The organism is Legionella israelensis, from assembly GCF_004571175.1.
Taxonomy (GTDB): domain Bacteria; phylum Pseudomonadota; class Gammaproteobacteria; order Legionellales; family Legionellaceae; genus Legionella_D; species Legionella_D israelensis.
Map to the genome: position 1 here is coordinate 2,625,391 of NZ_CP038273.1, position 14,979 is coordinate 2,640,369.

Here is a 14,979-nt window from a genome sequence, read left to right on the forward strand (position 1 = left end):
AAGATTTATTGTGGTTATCACTTATGCACAGTAGACAAATAATCATCATTAATTTCATTGAATTGGTCAGAAATTACAGCACATAATATTCTACTATCCACAATAAATTCGAGTTATAACCCTACGGGAATGCCCCATTTCCCGGGAAAGTATATTTCTAACCTTGCAATCAATTTCTTGTTCTTTTGCTGTCATATCTCGATAGGGTTTTCCTCCTTCCAAAGGACAACACATACCTTTGCTTTGAGGATCATATATTTTAGACAATTCAAAATATCGCCTTTGCGCATACGCATGGCGTAGTCCATGGCATTTGCTTAAGCCCATCTGTTCGGTCTGAGTCTGATAGCATCGAAGGTGCTGTTTATATGTTCGTTCTTTGGGAATTAAAGAATAACCGGGAGATACCTGATGCGAAGCCCGTTGCAACCACTGGTGTTGTTGTTCATTACTAATTTCCAGTGTTCGGCCAATACCGCCTTTTGTCCAGCTTGGTTTGATTTTAAGGCAGTTACCCTGCCATGCTTCACTGATGATGATTTTCATCGATTCTTCCCGGCGTAGACCGAATAATTCTTGTGCCTCAAGGGATAAGCGGATCATGGGGTCAGTGCATTTCGAGGTATCAAGGTTATGAATTGCTTTGTTGTGGGTGGGGGTATAATTTCTTCGTGTGATCTGGTAATCATCATTGCTGGGCTTAACCAGCGTTAGTTTGTCTAATAAAATTGCCAGTTTTCGCAGTTTGGACATGTAGTTTTTGATTGTGGCCGGGTTTTTGTCCTGTTGTTTCCAATGCTCAACCAATACATGTACATGCTTAGGCTTTAATCCTTTGATATGGCCAACTTTATATCCAAGCTCGTGAAGATCCTTAACACAACGGTTGAGCATATGGCGCATGTCGGCGAGGCTTGCATGGGAGTAACCTTTGATTTGTTTCAATCCTTCATTAATTGAAAATTGTGCACTGCGTAGTTTTGATTTACTCATTGAGATATAGCCATAACGTGTTGCGTGATTTAATCCCCATTTCATCCCGTATCAACCAGCAGGTTTGATAATTACCTAATAAGGGACACAGGGTTTGATACAAGTGTCTGGCATAGAGGTAGCGCCATGATTTATTGGTTGGTAGGTGGTGGGTGGTTAATTCGTTGCGCCACGCCGTTCTGATATTGTCATAGCTGTTTGTTTCTCTCATGCTTTGGTTATTTGTCAATTGGCATAACTCGGCCACAATCGTTTTTTGTACAGTATTTCTAATCGGAATCATGCGATCTTTTGAATTAAAAGCGATTTCCCGGGTAATCCAAAGCCCATGATCTTTGATATGAATGTCTGGCTGTAAATGAAGAGCTTCGGAAAAAGTTAATCCAAATTGCGTTTGCAACGCCATGATCAATCGAGGTATGGGCGAACCCATCCATTCCCAGATATTAGGATAGATATTGATTTGTCTTTTACGTGTTTTCAAGCGCACCAATTGCAGGCTTTGGTTATCGATATCAGCAATTAGCCTGCCAATATTCATCAGATATTTTCTAATGGTGGTCATATAGCGCATGATAGTGGCTGGATTAATGCCGCGTTTTCGCCAGTGCTGAACCAGTTGTTCAATGTGGTGCTTTTCCAATGCCTGCCATGACACAGGAACATGGCCAATCGCAAATAGATCATCAATCATTTTGTGAATGACAAAAGCACGATGTTTTTTATCCTTGAAGCTGCCCCGATGATCCATTTGTAAATATCGGTTAGCGGTCTGTCTTAAAGAATATTTTCTCATCATCCGATCCGAATTTGGTCATGTCGCAAGCCGGTATTTGCCCTGTCTTTGGTTTAGTGTTGGTCGAGCGGCTCACTCAAAGGCGATACCTGGCTTGTGCCATAAAGCTCGATACAGGGGGCAAATCAATCGTTCAATGGCTCACAATTCATTTGGTTACAACGGTTTTTATGGTTTTGTCCTCCTTAAATTTATTGATAAATGAATACGACAAAGCAACGGCCTGTCACAAGTCCGTGGTCAAAATGAAAGTAGTTGACTGCAAATGCTAAGAAACATTTGTTCTACCGGTTGGTAGAAAATCCATGAAGGGTTTCCCGACTGTACGTCCAGCCACAGGGTTAGGGAATGAAGTGGCTTTGCATAAGACGTCAGATGACGTTTCGCCGGAATTCCACCAGCTCGTCAGTTATGCTTCATTTAAAAAATTATCAAAGTGGTGCTTGCTGTGCAAGGGTTTAAAGGCAGTAATTTGTCCTATCGCATGAGGCGCGCTAGGACAAAGGCGTTTAATGTGTTGATTTTACTGCGTAAAATCAACGGTGTTGTTCTGCGTCACTGCACATGAATGCAGTGACGCAGAAGGTCGTCCTTTTATAATTTGATACCTACTCTGGCTGATGTCCCTAAACCTTGATGCGCTGCGCTTATCAAGGCTACGCTTGCTAAGGGCTCAAAATAGGTGGATTTTGACCTTAACTATCTTTATTTAATATGAAAAATTTGTTTTAACCATGGTAAAACTACAACTATAATAGTTGAGAGAAAATAAATATATATTTAATTTATCGCACCAATATTCAGAAATGGCAGCTGAATTGTAATATCGATTTATATTTTTTTTGAGAGATAATTAGTAATCATATCATCGGCGTCAACTAACATATCCTTATTCATTCTCTTTCTAGTCACCCAATACAAAGTATCAAATATAGGGCTAGATGAAGAGCGAAGAAATGCCACACTATATTCATATAGTGTTTTCATTAAATTACTTCCATACCATTTTAGCTTAAGTGAAATTAAATGATTTATCATAAGGTTGGAATCTATTTAAATTGTGCTTTAAAACCAGCATGAGAACAATTGGTCATATTTTAAAAAATTATAAAAGCCAAACTTCTATGCCTATAATACTATATGCTTATGACTAAGTCACAACTTCCACTTATTTGAAACCCACTTCATTTTGGGAGTAATTGCTAAATTATTAAGCCCCAGTTCGGGTCTAAAGGGATTTGCTTTAAGAATTACCTCAAGTGGCGTGAAAAGCTTCATCGTTGAAACCAGAATTAGTGGCAAGGTCAAAAGGGTGACTTTAGGTAAATATGGTAACTTGACGGTTGAAGAGGCCAGAAAGCAAGCCAAAGCCCTATTGGGTAGTGTCGCTAGAGGCGATGATCCTATTGCAGAGATGAAAACCAAAAAAGTTCATGCCATGACCTTGCAGCAGGTGTTGAATGATTACCTCAAGGCAAGAAAAGATTTAAAGCCACCTTAACCGATTATCAATGTGTGCTCCATGAAGTGGTACCAGATTGGCTTGATAAGCCGCTGGTGAATATTACCCGAGAGATGATTGCCAAACGGCATACCAAGCATGGCCAGACCAATAGTAAAGCACGTGCCAATAATGCCATGCGGGTATTAAGAGCTATTTTTAATTATGCCATGTATGAATATCAAGATGGCAATGGTCATCCAATTATCACCATTAATCCAGTTAAATACCTACCACATACCAGAGCATGGTATCGAGTAGATAGAAAGCAAACCGTCATTAAACCGCATCAAATAGCTGCTTGGTATAAAGCGGTGATCATGTTGGTGGAAGTAGATAACTACAGAAATGCACTCTTGTGGCACGATTATTTCTTATTGCTCCTTTTCACCGGTATGAGAAAAATGGAAGCAGCATCCCTAAAATGGACTGACATTGATCTCAAATCTAAAATTATCACCCTACAAGATACAAAAAACCATGAAATCCATACGTTGCCTATGTCTGATTTTGTATTTGACCTAATGGAGCGAAGAAGCAGAAACAAAACCAGTGAGTATGTATTCCCAGCTGAAAGCAAAACCGGTTATATCTATGAACCTAAAAAAGCTGTGAACAGGGTAGTGGAATTATCAGGAGTACCGTTTACTTTACATGATCTGAGAAGAACCTTTGCCACCATTGCAGATAGCCTTGACTTACCAGCCTATGCTTTAAAACCTTTGCTCAATCATAAAATGAATAATGATGTAACAGCAGGGTATATCATGAAGGACGTTGAACGCTTACGCAAGCCGATGCAGCAGGCGGCTAATTTTTTACTAGAAAATATGATGGAGGCCGCTGATTTCAGTTAATCAAAAAATATTTAATCGCTCGCATCTTTTATCTAACAATTGGAGATATCTTTCCTGCATATGTTGAGATAAAAAACTTGAACCAATCAGTTCTTGCCATTGAGGTATTACTTGATGAAAATCTTGTAGGATCCCATCGATAACGTTCTGGTTTAATTCTAATTTTTCAATGGCAAAATATATAAGAAAATCACGCTGTGTTAAATTATTTTTTTTCCCTTTGAGGGGCAAAGCCATTTCTTCTTTTGTGTTTTTTTGAGCGATAGTTGAGTTAAGTAAATCATATGCTGGTGATATGGAAATTTTTTTATCCTTAGTAATTAAGGAAAAATTTTTTAAATGCATGTCTTCATTGCCGACCAGGAAGTTAAACAATGTCAACTTAAATAATTTAACGAACTCAATTTTTGGAAATGTACAAAACTGTTCTATGACTGCAATCACTTTTTCCATAGAACTTTTATATTTTGTGTGACGATCTTCACCTGATAGCTGTGCAAAATCTTCTAAAGCTAGCTTTTTATTATGGCCTATTCGATCAAACCGTTTAATGAAGTAGGTCATACTGTTATCTTTAGAATAAACTAAACCATGAACCGGTACTTCAAGACCAATGGTTTTTGCAAGGGACATAGTAATGGCTTCATTTTCGGGTAATTCTGGATAAATATCACTTTGTGGTTTTAAAATATAATGACCATTTTGATCAACGATTTCAAAATACCCATCTTTAACCTTTAGTTTTGCGCTTAGTTTCTTTTGAACACCTTGAATAGACATCTTCCCTACACGAGCAATTGCTTCCTGCCGCTGCTCATCAGCACTTAAGTTTAATGGACTAAGGCTTTTTAATTTAGGGGAAAGCAAATGCAATCCACGTTGCGAATAGTGTTCTCGGTCACCAATCCTTTCATACGTAATGGGGCAGCGTTTCATCTTAGTTCCTCAATAGTAACTGCTCCTACGACATCTTGGCCAACAATTATCAATTGGCCAAAATAGTCATTTTTATCTATCTTATATTTGCGTAATAGTGCTTCAAGCATAATGCCTTCTGGAAGTAAGCCTTCAAAAAAGGGGGGGAACTCAGCAAAATCATAGACCTTTTTTGTTAAAGGCATTGTGAGAGAAATAGGTGCACCGTGATAATCATCAAAGTAGGTAAATTGATATTTTCCACCTTGTAATTCTTCTAATATTCCAGCCTTAACACCACTCACTGATACATATGCTTTTCTCATGAATTATTATCCGTTGTTTGAGGAAAGGGCGTTTCAAATTTCATTTGGATATTTAAAACATCTAACACTTTTAGCAATGTGTTTAACCGCACGGACTCTTTCCCTTTTTCAATATCGTATATAACAGTTTTACCAACACCAGCTAATCTAGCTAATTCCTGTTGCGATAAGCCGCTTTGTTTTCGGTGATAATGAACTATATTAGCAATATTTTGTTTGGGCATAGAATACCATAAATGAATGTATATTACTGTTATAGCAGTAAAAACGGTAAAGATACAGTCTTTATTTTTCTTTTTCGTATAAATATACCGATAATTACTGTTATAGCGGCAAAAAAGACAGTTTTTTTTGGATCTTGCATATAAATTGTTTTAAATTTCACAATTTACTGTTATCGCGGTAATTTTGAACGCCTACACTATAGATGGATAAAATAAATAAGAAGGTGTTGGCGGTTTCATAACCCACACATATCAAGGGGACATATTGGAGAGCTCGATCAGAGACCAAAAAGTTTTATTGCTCTTAATAATCCTGGTGTATATTGTACTTTGTCCGTGAAAATCTTGTTTTCCATACAAGATGTTTTTCCCGACTTAACGCTCAGCCACAGGATTAGGGAAAGAAGGTGGCTTTATAGTAAGACCTCAGAAGGTTTCGCCAGGCTTTCACTGGCTCATCAGTTACTTTCTTTAACAGTTTATCAATGCCCGAATAAAATTCAACAGGTTGTTCTAATTGATATCAATTGTTATTGATTGTTACTGTTATTGTCTTGCCGACATTCAGAGGTTTTTTATGTTGAGTAAGAAACGCCATCGTCAGCTGTCTTCATCAAGCCATTTCTGGGTTTGTTTTTTCCATTCAGCATAACATTCATTGCCGCAAAAATATCGGACATAATCGTCTCCCTCAAACGAATTGGCCGCTGATTTGGGAACCATTTTAAGACAAGTGTAACAGCTTTCTGTTTCGCTCTTTTCCTGTAAATTAAACTGCTCAAAAGATATTAATATGGGCAAAGCTTTCCTGTCTTCATCGGCATAGGCTTTGAGTGGTTCATTATGGTGACCCAAGGCCAGTCCTCCAATTATGGTATGCTCTTTAGGGATTGACATTTGTTCTTTGGTAAACGACTCATCCAAGGTAACCCAGCAACTCCCAATACCCAGGCTGCAGGCTGTGAGCCACATGTTTTGTAAAGCGGCTGCACCACTGTAGAGATGCTGGTTGTGCTGTATTAACCATTCGTCAATATTGGGTTCTGTATTGACTGTCACAATAACTAAAAGCGATGCCTTTGCCAGAAAGGAAGCATGACGAGCTTTTTCCGCTAATGCTTTGAGATTTTTTTTATCCCGTACCAAAGTAAAATGCCAGGGTTGTGAATTTAAAGGGCTGGGTGCATATTGACCGGCTTGCAGTATCTTTTCAATGGTTTCCTCATTCAGAGGTTTATCAGAAAATTGACGTACCGCCCGTCTTCGTTTTATTGCTTCAAATAGTTCCATAAATAACCATCCTGTGTTTTCTATTTTAACCAAGTTGCGCAATGTTCATGTTGTGGGATCGCACATATGGCCCATTGAGTTTTCTTTAAAGGAAGTGAAGCCATAAATTCGATGTCACAAGCATCACCATAAATGGCAGAATGCCCTTGTCGGCGCCAGCTGTTGACTTCATCCGGATTAAAGTCGATAGCAAGGACTTTAAAATTATTCAGAAGCAAATGCTCTGCAATTGCCTGGCCATAACGACACAAATAACCGCCCAATTAAGTGGACAACCATAAAAAAACAACAAAGACCACGAACCAGCTTCTTCAAATACGGCCTGGATTTTATTCGCGATAAATTTAGCGCAGTTTAGAAAAATTATCAGACAACTTGTTCCCGAAAATGTACGAATAGAAGTTGACTTATGAAGTTTTGTCCTGCACAATTTGTTCTTTTAATTGCCATTTAAGCCTCCCTTAAGAACTTAAATGCTATCATTTAAATAATGTAGCCAAACAAATTTATAGAGTTATGTATTATGCCTGAAGGTTGGTATCCAAGAGAAGATATTGAGGGATTATTTACCTCAACTCATACCCGGCTTAACAATCCAGTAGGGAATGTTATTTCCGGGACCTATCAAACCATCGATTTGCGTGCCATTGGCCGTGGCCAATGGAGCCTTGTGCAGCAACAGTTTGGCTATAATGTCCATAATCATACCTTTTCTCCATCAGCACCGCCCCCTGACGATGAGAGCTATTCTTATTTTTATACTGAGCCTTCCGCTCCGCCGGAAACAGTATATAGCATTGAGGGTTTATCCTCGTCTAAAGGGCAGGCTCGCCACACTTCGAAAAAGCTTAAAAAACAGAGTGGAAATACAGTCCCCAAAATCATGGCAGGCGCAAAATTTCCACAGAGCTCACACCCTCCTTATCCAATTTACAAGTACAAAAACTCAGAGGTTAACACCTTTACCATCCTTGCGAAAACAAGTGGCGCAGCTTCAAATTCAGCCTTAAACGAGGCCTTGTCAAATAACCAGGGCTTATTGGCAGATTTAGGTAAATTACGAATAAGAATAGATTCAGATAGCTCACGTTATCAGAAAGAACCTGGCTGGATTTTGTGTTTCGCTGTCGACAAACGAGATGACCGGGTTGAAGGACAACAGGAAAAGATAGACTGGATAAGGGCTTATTGTGATATTACAGCCCATCAGTTTAAAGAGTTTGCAAATCAGTTGGGATTAGATGCAACCTTCTTTAAAGATGCCGAAGGTACGTGCTTTGCTCATGGAGAGAAATACAGTGTTGAATCCGCATGCGTAAAAATCAATGATTTTGTTTCTCTCGATCAACTTCAACCGTTGCTGCTCTGGCTAATTTATAAAAATCTTTACTCGAGAGAAGATGCAACAAAAGTCTTTGAAGATTATAAAAATGCTTTAGGACAACAACAAATCCCTACCCCTGATTGGACTAATTTACTCAATCAGCTCTCCTGGAAAGAATACGCGCTTGAAAAACTGGACGCTTTAATCAAAGAATTAAAAAGCGAAACAAAGGGATTAAAAGGATTTTTTTTACCGAATCAAGAAAGAAAAGAATTCAAGATTATGTATTTAGAGGCATTACATGATGCTGTAAACCATGCAGATGAAAATGAGCCCTTTAATGATATTTTAAATAGCGTAAACGATTCAAAAAAAGACATAAAAGCATCTGCTTTAAAAGGAACGTTTTCTCACAGAGTAAGGGATGTTATTAAGGACATCCAAAATTATGCGAGTGGTAACTGGACAAAGGATAAAAAGGCCGCAGAACCACCTTACCCGGGACCGGCAGGTTATAAGCGTATTTAAGCCCTGTCCAGCTTTTGAGACCGGAACACATCCATCAATCCAATTATATCCGACATCAATTTTTGGTGACCATAAATTTCTTGAAAAACGGTATGCCATATAATCAAAAAACATCATCAAATTATCTGGCAGTTTCTCGCTGTAGCAGTCATCGATAAGATGATGGGCAAAATCAACTTCAGAATCATAACAACCATGATATTGATCTTCTATCATCACCCTGGCAGCCTCAAGGCCATAATCAGCAATTAATGCCTGACCTAGTTCTTCATGCTCAGAAATAAACTCAGCATATTCCGTTATCGTGCTGATAGACTCAAAGTCATGAATCTCAATATCACCGAATCCTTGATAATCATGGATTGCCCAGTCACCTGGATCTGAAACTGGGCTGTCATCAAGCATGGCTTGAATTTCTTCCATAATTGCATCTTCAGATTGATTTGCATCAACCCATTGACCATGCAGGTAGCCGCTATTATAAGATGAGTAGGTAGGAACACTGCATTGCTGCAGCATTCCCCCATAAAAACCGTACGTGCGAGTTTCCCCGCATACGGCTTCAATCACAGATACAGTATTATAACTATACCTTTCCTAAGCTAGCTTGAGCTAGCCGACAACATTACAGTTTTAACGACTGACAGTTTGGACTTCTCTGAGAGGTTTGAAGCATTTTCTCAAATGTTCTTTTCTCAAAGTATTGGTCAAACTCAGGAAGGTAAGGATTCGCTGAGCTCATTATCTTTTTATGACGAACTATTTTGGTGTCCGTTGCAAAGCGCAATGTGATCAGTTTGTGGTTACTTTCCTTTGTTTTCACCATACAGGCGAATGTCATATTTCGACGATTTTCTATGGCAGTATAGTATCGTCGCATTACCCATTTAAGGCCTTTATTTCGATGTCGCCTACATGCCCAATGCCATAACGTGTGCCAGATGAAGTTATCTACTTTGGCGAAGTTTCCTTGGCCACTATATGACGATGATAATTTGCCCAACCCTGAATAATAGGGTTTAAAATACCTATTACCTCGTGTTGCTTAGCTGTACGCAATTTTATTATCATTGATTTTACCTTCCGCTTAAATGTCTTAACATTTTTCACTGATGGTTTTATCAGAAGTTTTTCGTTGGGATTTCCCAAGCGGTACTTCCGTACATTCTGACCAAGAAAATCAAATCCTTCTTTAATATGCGTTACCTTGGTTTTTTGCTCAGAGAGCAGTAAACCTCGTTTTGCCAGAAAACTTCTGATCAGTGGTTTGACTTCATTTTCAAGAAGTTCTTTTGATTTTCCTGTGATTATGAAGTCGTCAGCATATCTTACGAAGTGTACTTGGTGTTTACGGGTACGAGAGCTGTGTCCATCGTATCGCAATGATCCAAATTTTATTGCGAGCAACTTTTCCAGACCATCCAGTACCAAGTTAGCTAAAGTAGGGGAGATTATTCCACCTTGAGGTGTACCCTCGTAGGTAGGAAATAGACTTCCTTTCTCAACATATCCCGCTTTAAGCCAGAGTTGGAGTATTTTCTTGTCTAACAGAATGTTATCAAGTATCCAATCATGACTGATATTATCAAAGCACCCTTTGATATCGCCTTCTAGCACCCATTGAGCAGCTCCCTTACGAGAAAGCATGATAAAGAGGTGGCTGATAGCATCTTGCGCAGAACGATATGACCTAAAACCATAAGAGTTCCCATCTGCAGTGGTTTCAGAAACAGGATCTAGTGCAAGTAAATATAAAGCTTGCATAGCTCTGTCCTTCATTGCAGGAATGCCTAGCGGTCTTCTGGTGCCATTTGATTTTGGGATATATACTCGTTTGAGAGGTTGTGGGCGATACCCACGTCTCTTAAGTTGAGTAATGGCTTTCGATTTGGCTTTAGAAGTTGACCAGATTTTTCCATCAACTCCCGCTGTCGTTTTACCTTTATTTTCTGTAACACGTTTTACAGCAATAGCTTTTGCTGAAAACGAGTGAGTGAGCAGCCATTGCAAGGATTTGACCTTACGCCAGCGTTTCTCTCGTGTTGCCTTCGCGATACGACGCTGCAGTTTCTTAACTTCTTCATGGCAAGTATGCCAATTAATGGGATGCCATATATCCGATGTAGGAGCCGCATCCTCATCATTTAATTTTGATTTGGTCATTTGCTTGTCTCCTTAAAAAGAAATTCTATAGTTATCTCGCGATGTTGACCAAGACTAAGTGGGCAGGCTTTCACCTTAGAACATAAATTCCTATCTTTTCCATTATAGAAAAGCATTTGCTTTTTAGTCTATCTTCTGCCCGCTCCTGCAACAGTTTTCCTTACGGTTAACCTGCCTTATGAATAAGGCACAGAATCGGGTTTACCTCGTTCCACCTACATGACAAGGAGGGGTTAGGTTCTACCTCTTCACCGTGCATGTTGATTGTCCCTGCAACCCAAGTCTGGATCTGGGTTGACCCATGCGTGCCGTTTTGGCTTGAGCTTATCAGCTTCTTTAGCTCATCGTCGCTCACGATGTTTATCAGTAGTTCACACTTTCGTTAACCATACCCACCAGCCTAGCCTTATCCCAGATGAACCTTCTAGGTTCATAGTCTACTTGTCAGCAAATCTATGACATCCACAAAAGTGAATTTCAGTACATTGTCATTCGAGCTTCGCACATCGCTGTTACCGGCCATGCACGTCGAACTAGGCTACTATGAAGGGAATCATAGGTACTCTAAAAGTCCAGCCTCGAGAAATAATATAAGATATCGAAGCATAAACAATTCATACAATCACATAGGCGACCTCGAGTCGCACCCAAACAAGCGACATAGATTTCCGATTTATCCATTGGGGTTGTTCTCCTTGAAAATGATAATCAGAGAGCAAGCCCCTGCGGGAATTTACTCCCGCGCTGGGTTTGATTAAAACGGTATTTCTTCTGATTCTGTCTGCAACATTTCCCGCATTTGTGCCATATGGCTTTCTGCGGTTTTGTTGGCAGTCTCATTAGTTGGTTTGGATTGGCCAAGAAGTTGAATACTATTTACCACAACACTGAGGCTATGACGGGTATTGCCATCGCCATCAGTCCAATGGTTGGAACGCAACTTACCTTCAACATAAACTTGCGATCCTTTCTGTAAATACTCAGCAACTTTGGTCAATTTGCCAAACATCACCAGTTGATGCCACTCAACTCTGGTTTGCCATTCGTCATTCTGTTTGAATGATTCATTGGTTGCCAGAGTGGCTGTGACAAAAGACTGACCGTTTTGGCTGGTGATGGTTTTTGGTTCTGCGCCCAAGTTGCCAATCAGTTGTACCTTATTTAATGATGCTGTCATTGTGTTCTCCCGTTAGTGAAAAAGTCCGCACAACAGAAAAAGCACCGCATAAAGCAGTTTTTTCCTGTTATGCGGTTAAAAAATAAGATTAAACAACAGCAAGGGCAGTTTGACCTTGATACCTGTCTGAATGAGAAACCAGAAATTCCAGCTTACTCAGACTAAGTTCAATCTGTTTTCTATCTTCAATGGACAATTGACGATAAAATCCTTGTAGGTCATTTACACATCGGGTCAATTCAAACAGTAAATGGTCCATCTGAATGTTTGCAGAATCGAAATTTTGCATGGTATCGCTCCTTTAATAAAAGAGGGAGAGATGGTCCCAGATGGGGACAAACTCATCCCCATTGGGTTATGCAATATCACCAACCATAAAGTTGATTTGCCAAGTTTTTAAAGAATGAATGCTCAAAGCATATACGGCATGACACCGTAAAACTGTCCGTGAAAATCTTGTTTTCCATACAAGATGTTTTTCCCGACTTAACGCTCAGCCACAGGATTAGGGAAAGAAGGTGGCTTTATAGTAAGACCATGAAGGTTTCGCCAGGATTTCACAGGCTCATCAGTTACTTTCTCTTTTGATTTTATCAGCGTAGGAATTTAATTCAACAGGATGTTCTAATTGATATCAAATGATATTGGCTGTTATTGTTTGTTATCGGAAATTACAATTGTTACAATAAATATTTATTGATAAACAATAAAAATATGTTATTATTCAATTTTATTTAATTGAAAAAGGTGAATGCTATGAGAAAAATAAAAACTGCTAGTCGAATACTCCATTTAATCTTCATGTCGTTATGTTGGTTGCTACCAATAGTTACGGCATTTTTTACATTCTTCCACATAGATACAATGATCCACTATGGCATGTTTGATCAAATTATTTCCTCATCAAAAATCCACTCAACTGATTATTCATTGATACATAAAGCAATAATATTCACTATTCAATTATTACCTCTTTCTATAACGATATTTATCTGTCATCGACTCGCTAAATTATTTAATTTATATGAGCATGGAAGTCTTTTCGAGCTCGATAATATTAAGATTATAAAGCAAATAAGTATTCTCATGATTATAGGGGAGTTCATTCAAATTATTTACCAACCTCTGATAACTGCAGCTTTGAGCTTTAATAACCCTGCAGGCCAACGTTTTGCGTCTATCACACTTGGCTCGACTAATCTTACTACACTCATTACAGCTTTTATTATCCTAATAGCATCTTGGATGGTAAAAGAAGCATATGAATTAAAAAATGATGCACAATTAACGATATAGGATAGACATTATGGCTATTGTAATTAACTTAGATGTAATGATGGCAAAGCGAAAATGTCGTTTAAAAGAGCTGGCTGAAGCTGTAGGAATAACAGAAGCAAATTTGTCTATTCTAAAAAATGGAAAGGCAAAAGCAATTCGATTTTCTACTTTGGAGAATATATGTAAATATTTACGTTGTCAGCCAGGTGATATTCTCGAATATCAAACAGACAAAGAAGTTAACTTGGTTTTTGAGACAGCATGAGAGTTGATTGAACTTATCTTATTATTCAGCCTATATAAGTTCGTAGGATAGAAATGCGAGAATGGCCAAGTTGACGACTGATAATTCCGACCCTGTAAATAATTCTGTGTAACTGTCATTGGTTAAACAAAATCAATTAAGCGTTCTTCAAACTCGATCATAAACCGGTTTAAAGCGGCCTTCCAATATTTAATGGGCATAGTCCATTTTTTGGAAGCATCCATTATAGCCAGATAAACAACTTTTTTAGCCGAATCATCGGAAGGAAAGAGTTTTCTTTTTTTAATGGCTTTTCTGATGACACTATTTAGAGACTCGATGGCGTTTGTTGTATAAATAGCCTTTCGAATGTCCTCTGGATAATTGAATAAGGTATTGAGATTATGCCAGTGACTGCGCCAGGAGCGGCTTATCTGAGGGTATTTATTATCCCAGCGTTCAGAAAATTGCTCTAATGCAAGCAAGGCCTCATCTTCGGTTGCTGACTTGTAGATGAGCTTCAAATCAGCGGTAATTGCCTTATAATCCTTCCAGGGAACGTACTTAACAGAGTTACGCACCATATGGACAATACAAAGCTGGATTTTTGTTTCCGGGAATACAGTATTAATGGCATCGGCAAAGCCCTTAAGCCCATCAATGCAGGCGATAAGAATATCTTTGACGCCACGATTTTGCAGTTCTGTCAGCACGTTCAGCCAGAATTTAGCCCCTTCATTTTCAGATAACCACATTCCCAACAGCTCTTTCTGGCCTTCAAGATTAACACCCAGCGCAAGATAAATGGATTTATTGATAACCTGCTTATCCTGTCTGATTTTAACCACAATGCAGTCCAGATAAACGATAGGATAAACGGCTTCCAAAGGACGAGATTGCCACTCGATAACGTACTGCATCAGTAACTTTAGAAATCAAGGTCGGAGAGACATCAGCATCGTACATTTCTTTGAAGGTTGCAACAATTTCCCGGGTTGTCATGCCCTTGGCGTAAAGACTAAGGATTTTGCTATCCATTGAGGTTAAACGAGTTTGGTGCTTCTTTACTAACTGCGGCTCAAAGCTTCCTTCTCTGTCTCTTGGAGTGCTCAACTCAAACTGGCCTTCCTCAGTGCTTAATATTTTCTTGCTATAGCCATTACGGCTATTTGAGATATCAGATTTTTCATACTTGTCATAACCAAGATGCTCATCCAGTTCGGCATTAAGCGCTGCCTCAACGGTAATCTTGGTTAACATTTGACTGATATCATTTAGACCTTTTTCAGTCTTTAATGATTTGGCTGCTTCTCTTGCAAAAGCTTCTAATTCTTTTCGATTCATTACTATCTATCCTTAGCCA

Annotated in this window: 12 protein-coding genes and 3 pseudogenes; 3 read left to right on the top strand and 12 right to left on the bottom strand. The window is 38.9% G+C overall.

All coding sequences use genetic code 11. The features are described from left to right. Window positions 1–93: 93 nt before the first annotated feature. Both E4T55_RS12065 and E4T55_RS12070 read right to left on the bottom strand, forming a co-directional pair. Window positions 94–993 carry a phage integrase N-terminal domain-containing protein gene (locus tag E4T55_RS12065; RefSeq protein ID WP_058501368.1) on the bottom strand — a complete coding sequence of 300 codons (900 nt, stop codon included), beginning with the start codon at window positions 991–993 and terminating at the stop codon, window positions 94–96. Then, window positions 986–1,789: a phage integrase N-terminal domain-containing protein gene (locus E4T55_RS12070; RefSeq protein WP_058501367.1), complete on the bottom strand. Its 804-nt coding sequence runs from the start codon at window positions 1,787–1,789 to the stop codon at window positions 986–988. The genes E4T55_RS12065 and E4T55_RS12070 overlap by 8 nt, the downstream gene beginning before the upstream one ends. A 1,228-nt stretch (window positions 1,790–3,017) precedes the next feature. On the opposite strand from E4T55_RS12070, the pseudogene E4T55_RS12080 reads away from it, so the two are divergent. After that, window positions 3,018–4,147: pseudogene (locus E4T55_RS12080) on the top strand (tyrosine-type recombinase/integrase); the annotation flags it as partial. Here E4T55_RS12080 and E4T55_RS12085 read toward each other — a convergent pair. The 9 genes and pseudogenes from E4T55_RS12085 to E4T55_RS12130 form a co-directional block, all read right to left on the bottom strand. Beyond that, complete coding sequence (locus E4T55_RS12085) at window positions 4,148–5,083, bottom strand: HipA domain-containing protein (protein ID WP_058501365.1); 936 nt, start codon at window positions 5,081–5,083, stop codon at window positions 4,148–4,150. Next, window positions 5,080–5,388 carry a HipA N-terminal domain-containing protein gene (locus E4T55_RS12090; protein ID WP_058501364.1) on the bottom strand — a complete coding sequence of 103 codons (309 nt, stop codon included), beginning with the start codon at window positions 5,386–5,388 and terminating at the stop codon, window positions 5,080–5,082. Before E4T55_RS12090 ends, E4T55_RS12085 begins: the two co-directional genes overlap by 4 nt. Then, window positions 5,385–5,612 carry a helix-turn-helix transcriptional regulator gene (locus E4T55_RS12095; protein WP_058501363.1) on the bottom strand — a complete coding sequence of 76 codons (228 nt, stop codon included), beginning with the start codon at window positions 5,610–5,612 and terminating at the stop codon, window positions 5,385–5,387. The genes E4T55_RS12090 and E4T55_RS12095 overlap by 4 nt, the downstream gene beginning before the upstream one ends. A gap of 600 nt (window positions 5,613–6,212) precedes the next feature. Then, the gene (locus tag E4T55_RS15340) at window positions 6,213–6,902 is read right to left on the bottom strand and encodes a DUF3330 domain-containing protein (protein ID WP_058501362.1); all 690 of its coding nucleotides are present in this window, start codon (window positions 6,900–6,902) and stop codon (window positions 6,213–6,215) included. A 20-nt stretch (window positions 6,903–6,922) separates the two neighbouring features. Beyond that, entirely contained in the window at window positions 6,923–7,153 is a 231-nt protein-coding gene (locus tag E4T55_RS12105; protein ID WP_058501361.1) for an NAD-binding protein, read from the bottom strand. 1,466 nt (window positions 7,154–8,619) lie between these two features. Then, window positions 8,620–9,324: an antirestriction protein ArdA gene (locus E4T55_RS15585; protein ID WP_316409774.1), complete on the bottom strand. Its 705-nt coding sequence runs from the start codon at window positions 9,322–9,324 to the stop codon at window positions 8,620–8,622. Window positions 9,325–9,379: 55 nt separating this feature from the next. Next, a pseudogene (gene ltrA / locus E4T55_RS12115) lies at window positions 9,380–10,917 on the bottom strand (group II intron reverse transcriptase/maturase). A 754-nt stretch (window positions 10,918–11,671) separates the two neighbouring features. After that, window positions 11,672–12,094 (bottom strand): single-stranded DNA-binding protein, encoded by a 423-nt coding sequence (locus E4T55_RS12125; protein ID WP_058501358.1) that lies wholly within the window; start codon window positions 12,092–12,094, stop codon window positions 11,672–11,674. 88 nt (window positions 12,095–12,182) lie between these two features. Beyond that, window positions 12,183–12,383, bottom strand: coding sequence for a hypothetical protein (locus E4T55_RS12130; RefSeq protein ID WP_058501357.1), 201 nt, complete (start codon window positions 12,381–12,383; stop codon window positions 12,183–12,185). 590 nt (window positions 12,384–12,973) lie between these two features. Between E4T55_RS12130 and E4T55_RS12135 the strand changes: the two genes are divergently transcribed. Together E4T55_RS12135 and E4T55_RS12140 are read left to right on the top strand one after the other, a co-directional pair. Next, entirely contained in the window at window positions 12,974–13,390 is a 417-nt protein-coding gene (locus E4T55_RS12135) for a DUF2975 domain-containing protein (RefSeq protein ID WP_223168329.1), read from the top strand. Window positions 13,391–13,400: 10 nt separating this feature from the next. Next, the gene (locus E4T55_RS12140; protein ID WP_058501355.1) at window positions 13,401–13,637 is read left to right on the top strand and encodes a helix-turn-helix domain-containing protein; all 237 of its coding nucleotides are present in this window, start codon (window positions 13,401–13,403) and stop codon (window positions 13,635–13,637) included. Window positions 13,638–13,759: 122 nt separating this feature from the next. Here E4T55_RS12140 and E4T55_RS12145 read toward each other — a convergent pair. Further along, window positions 13,760–14,960: pseudogene (locus E4T55_RS12145) on the bottom strand (IS256 family transposase). Window positions 14,961–14,979: the final 19 nt, after the last annotated feature.

What these genes read in the sequence shown, in the direction of transcription:
- E4T55_RS12065 (WP_058501368.1), bottom strand. Translation starts at nt 993, where the DNA reads ATGAGTAAATCAAAACTACGCAGTGCACAATTTTCAATTAATGAAGGA.
- E4T55_RS12070 (WP_058501367.1), bottom strand. Translation starts at nt 1,789, where the DNA reads ATGAGAAAATATTCTTTAAGACAGACCGCTAACCGATATTTACAAATG.
- E4T55_RS12085 (WP_058501365.1), bottom strand. Translation starts at nt 5,083, where the DNA reads ATGAAACGCTGCCCCATTACGTATGAAAGGATTGGTGACCGAGAACAC.
- E4T55_RS12090 (WP_058501364.1), bottom strand. Translation starts at nt 5,388, where the DNA reads ATGAGAAAAGCATATGTATCAGTGAGTGGTGTTAAGGCTGGAATATTA.
- E4T55_RS12095 (WP_058501363.1), bottom strand. Translation starts at nt 5,612, where the DNA reads ATGCCCAAACAAAATATTGCTAATATAGTTCATTATCACCGAAAACAA.
- E4T55_RS15340 (WP_058501362.1), bottom strand. Translation starts at nt 6,902, where the DNA reads ATGGAACTATTTGAAGCAATAAAACGAAGACGGGCGGTACGTCAATTT.
- E4T55_RS12125 (WP_058501358.1), bottom strand. Translation starts at nt 12,094, where the DNA reads ATGACAGCATCATTAAATAAGGTACAACTGATTGGCAACTTGGGCGCA.
- E4T55_RS12130 (WP_058501357.1), bottom strand. Translation starts at nt 12,383, where the DNA reads ATGCAAAATTTCGATTCTGCAAACATTCAGATGGACCATTTACTGTTT.
- E4T55_RS12135 (WP_223168329.1), top strand. Translation starts at nt 12,974, where the DNA reads ATGTTTGATCAAATTATTTCCTCATCAAAAATCCACTCAACTGATTAT.
- E4T55_RS12140 (WP_058501355.1), top strand. Translation starts at nt 13,401, where the DNA reads ATGGCTATTGTAATTAACTTAGATGTAATGATGGCAAAGCGAAAATGT.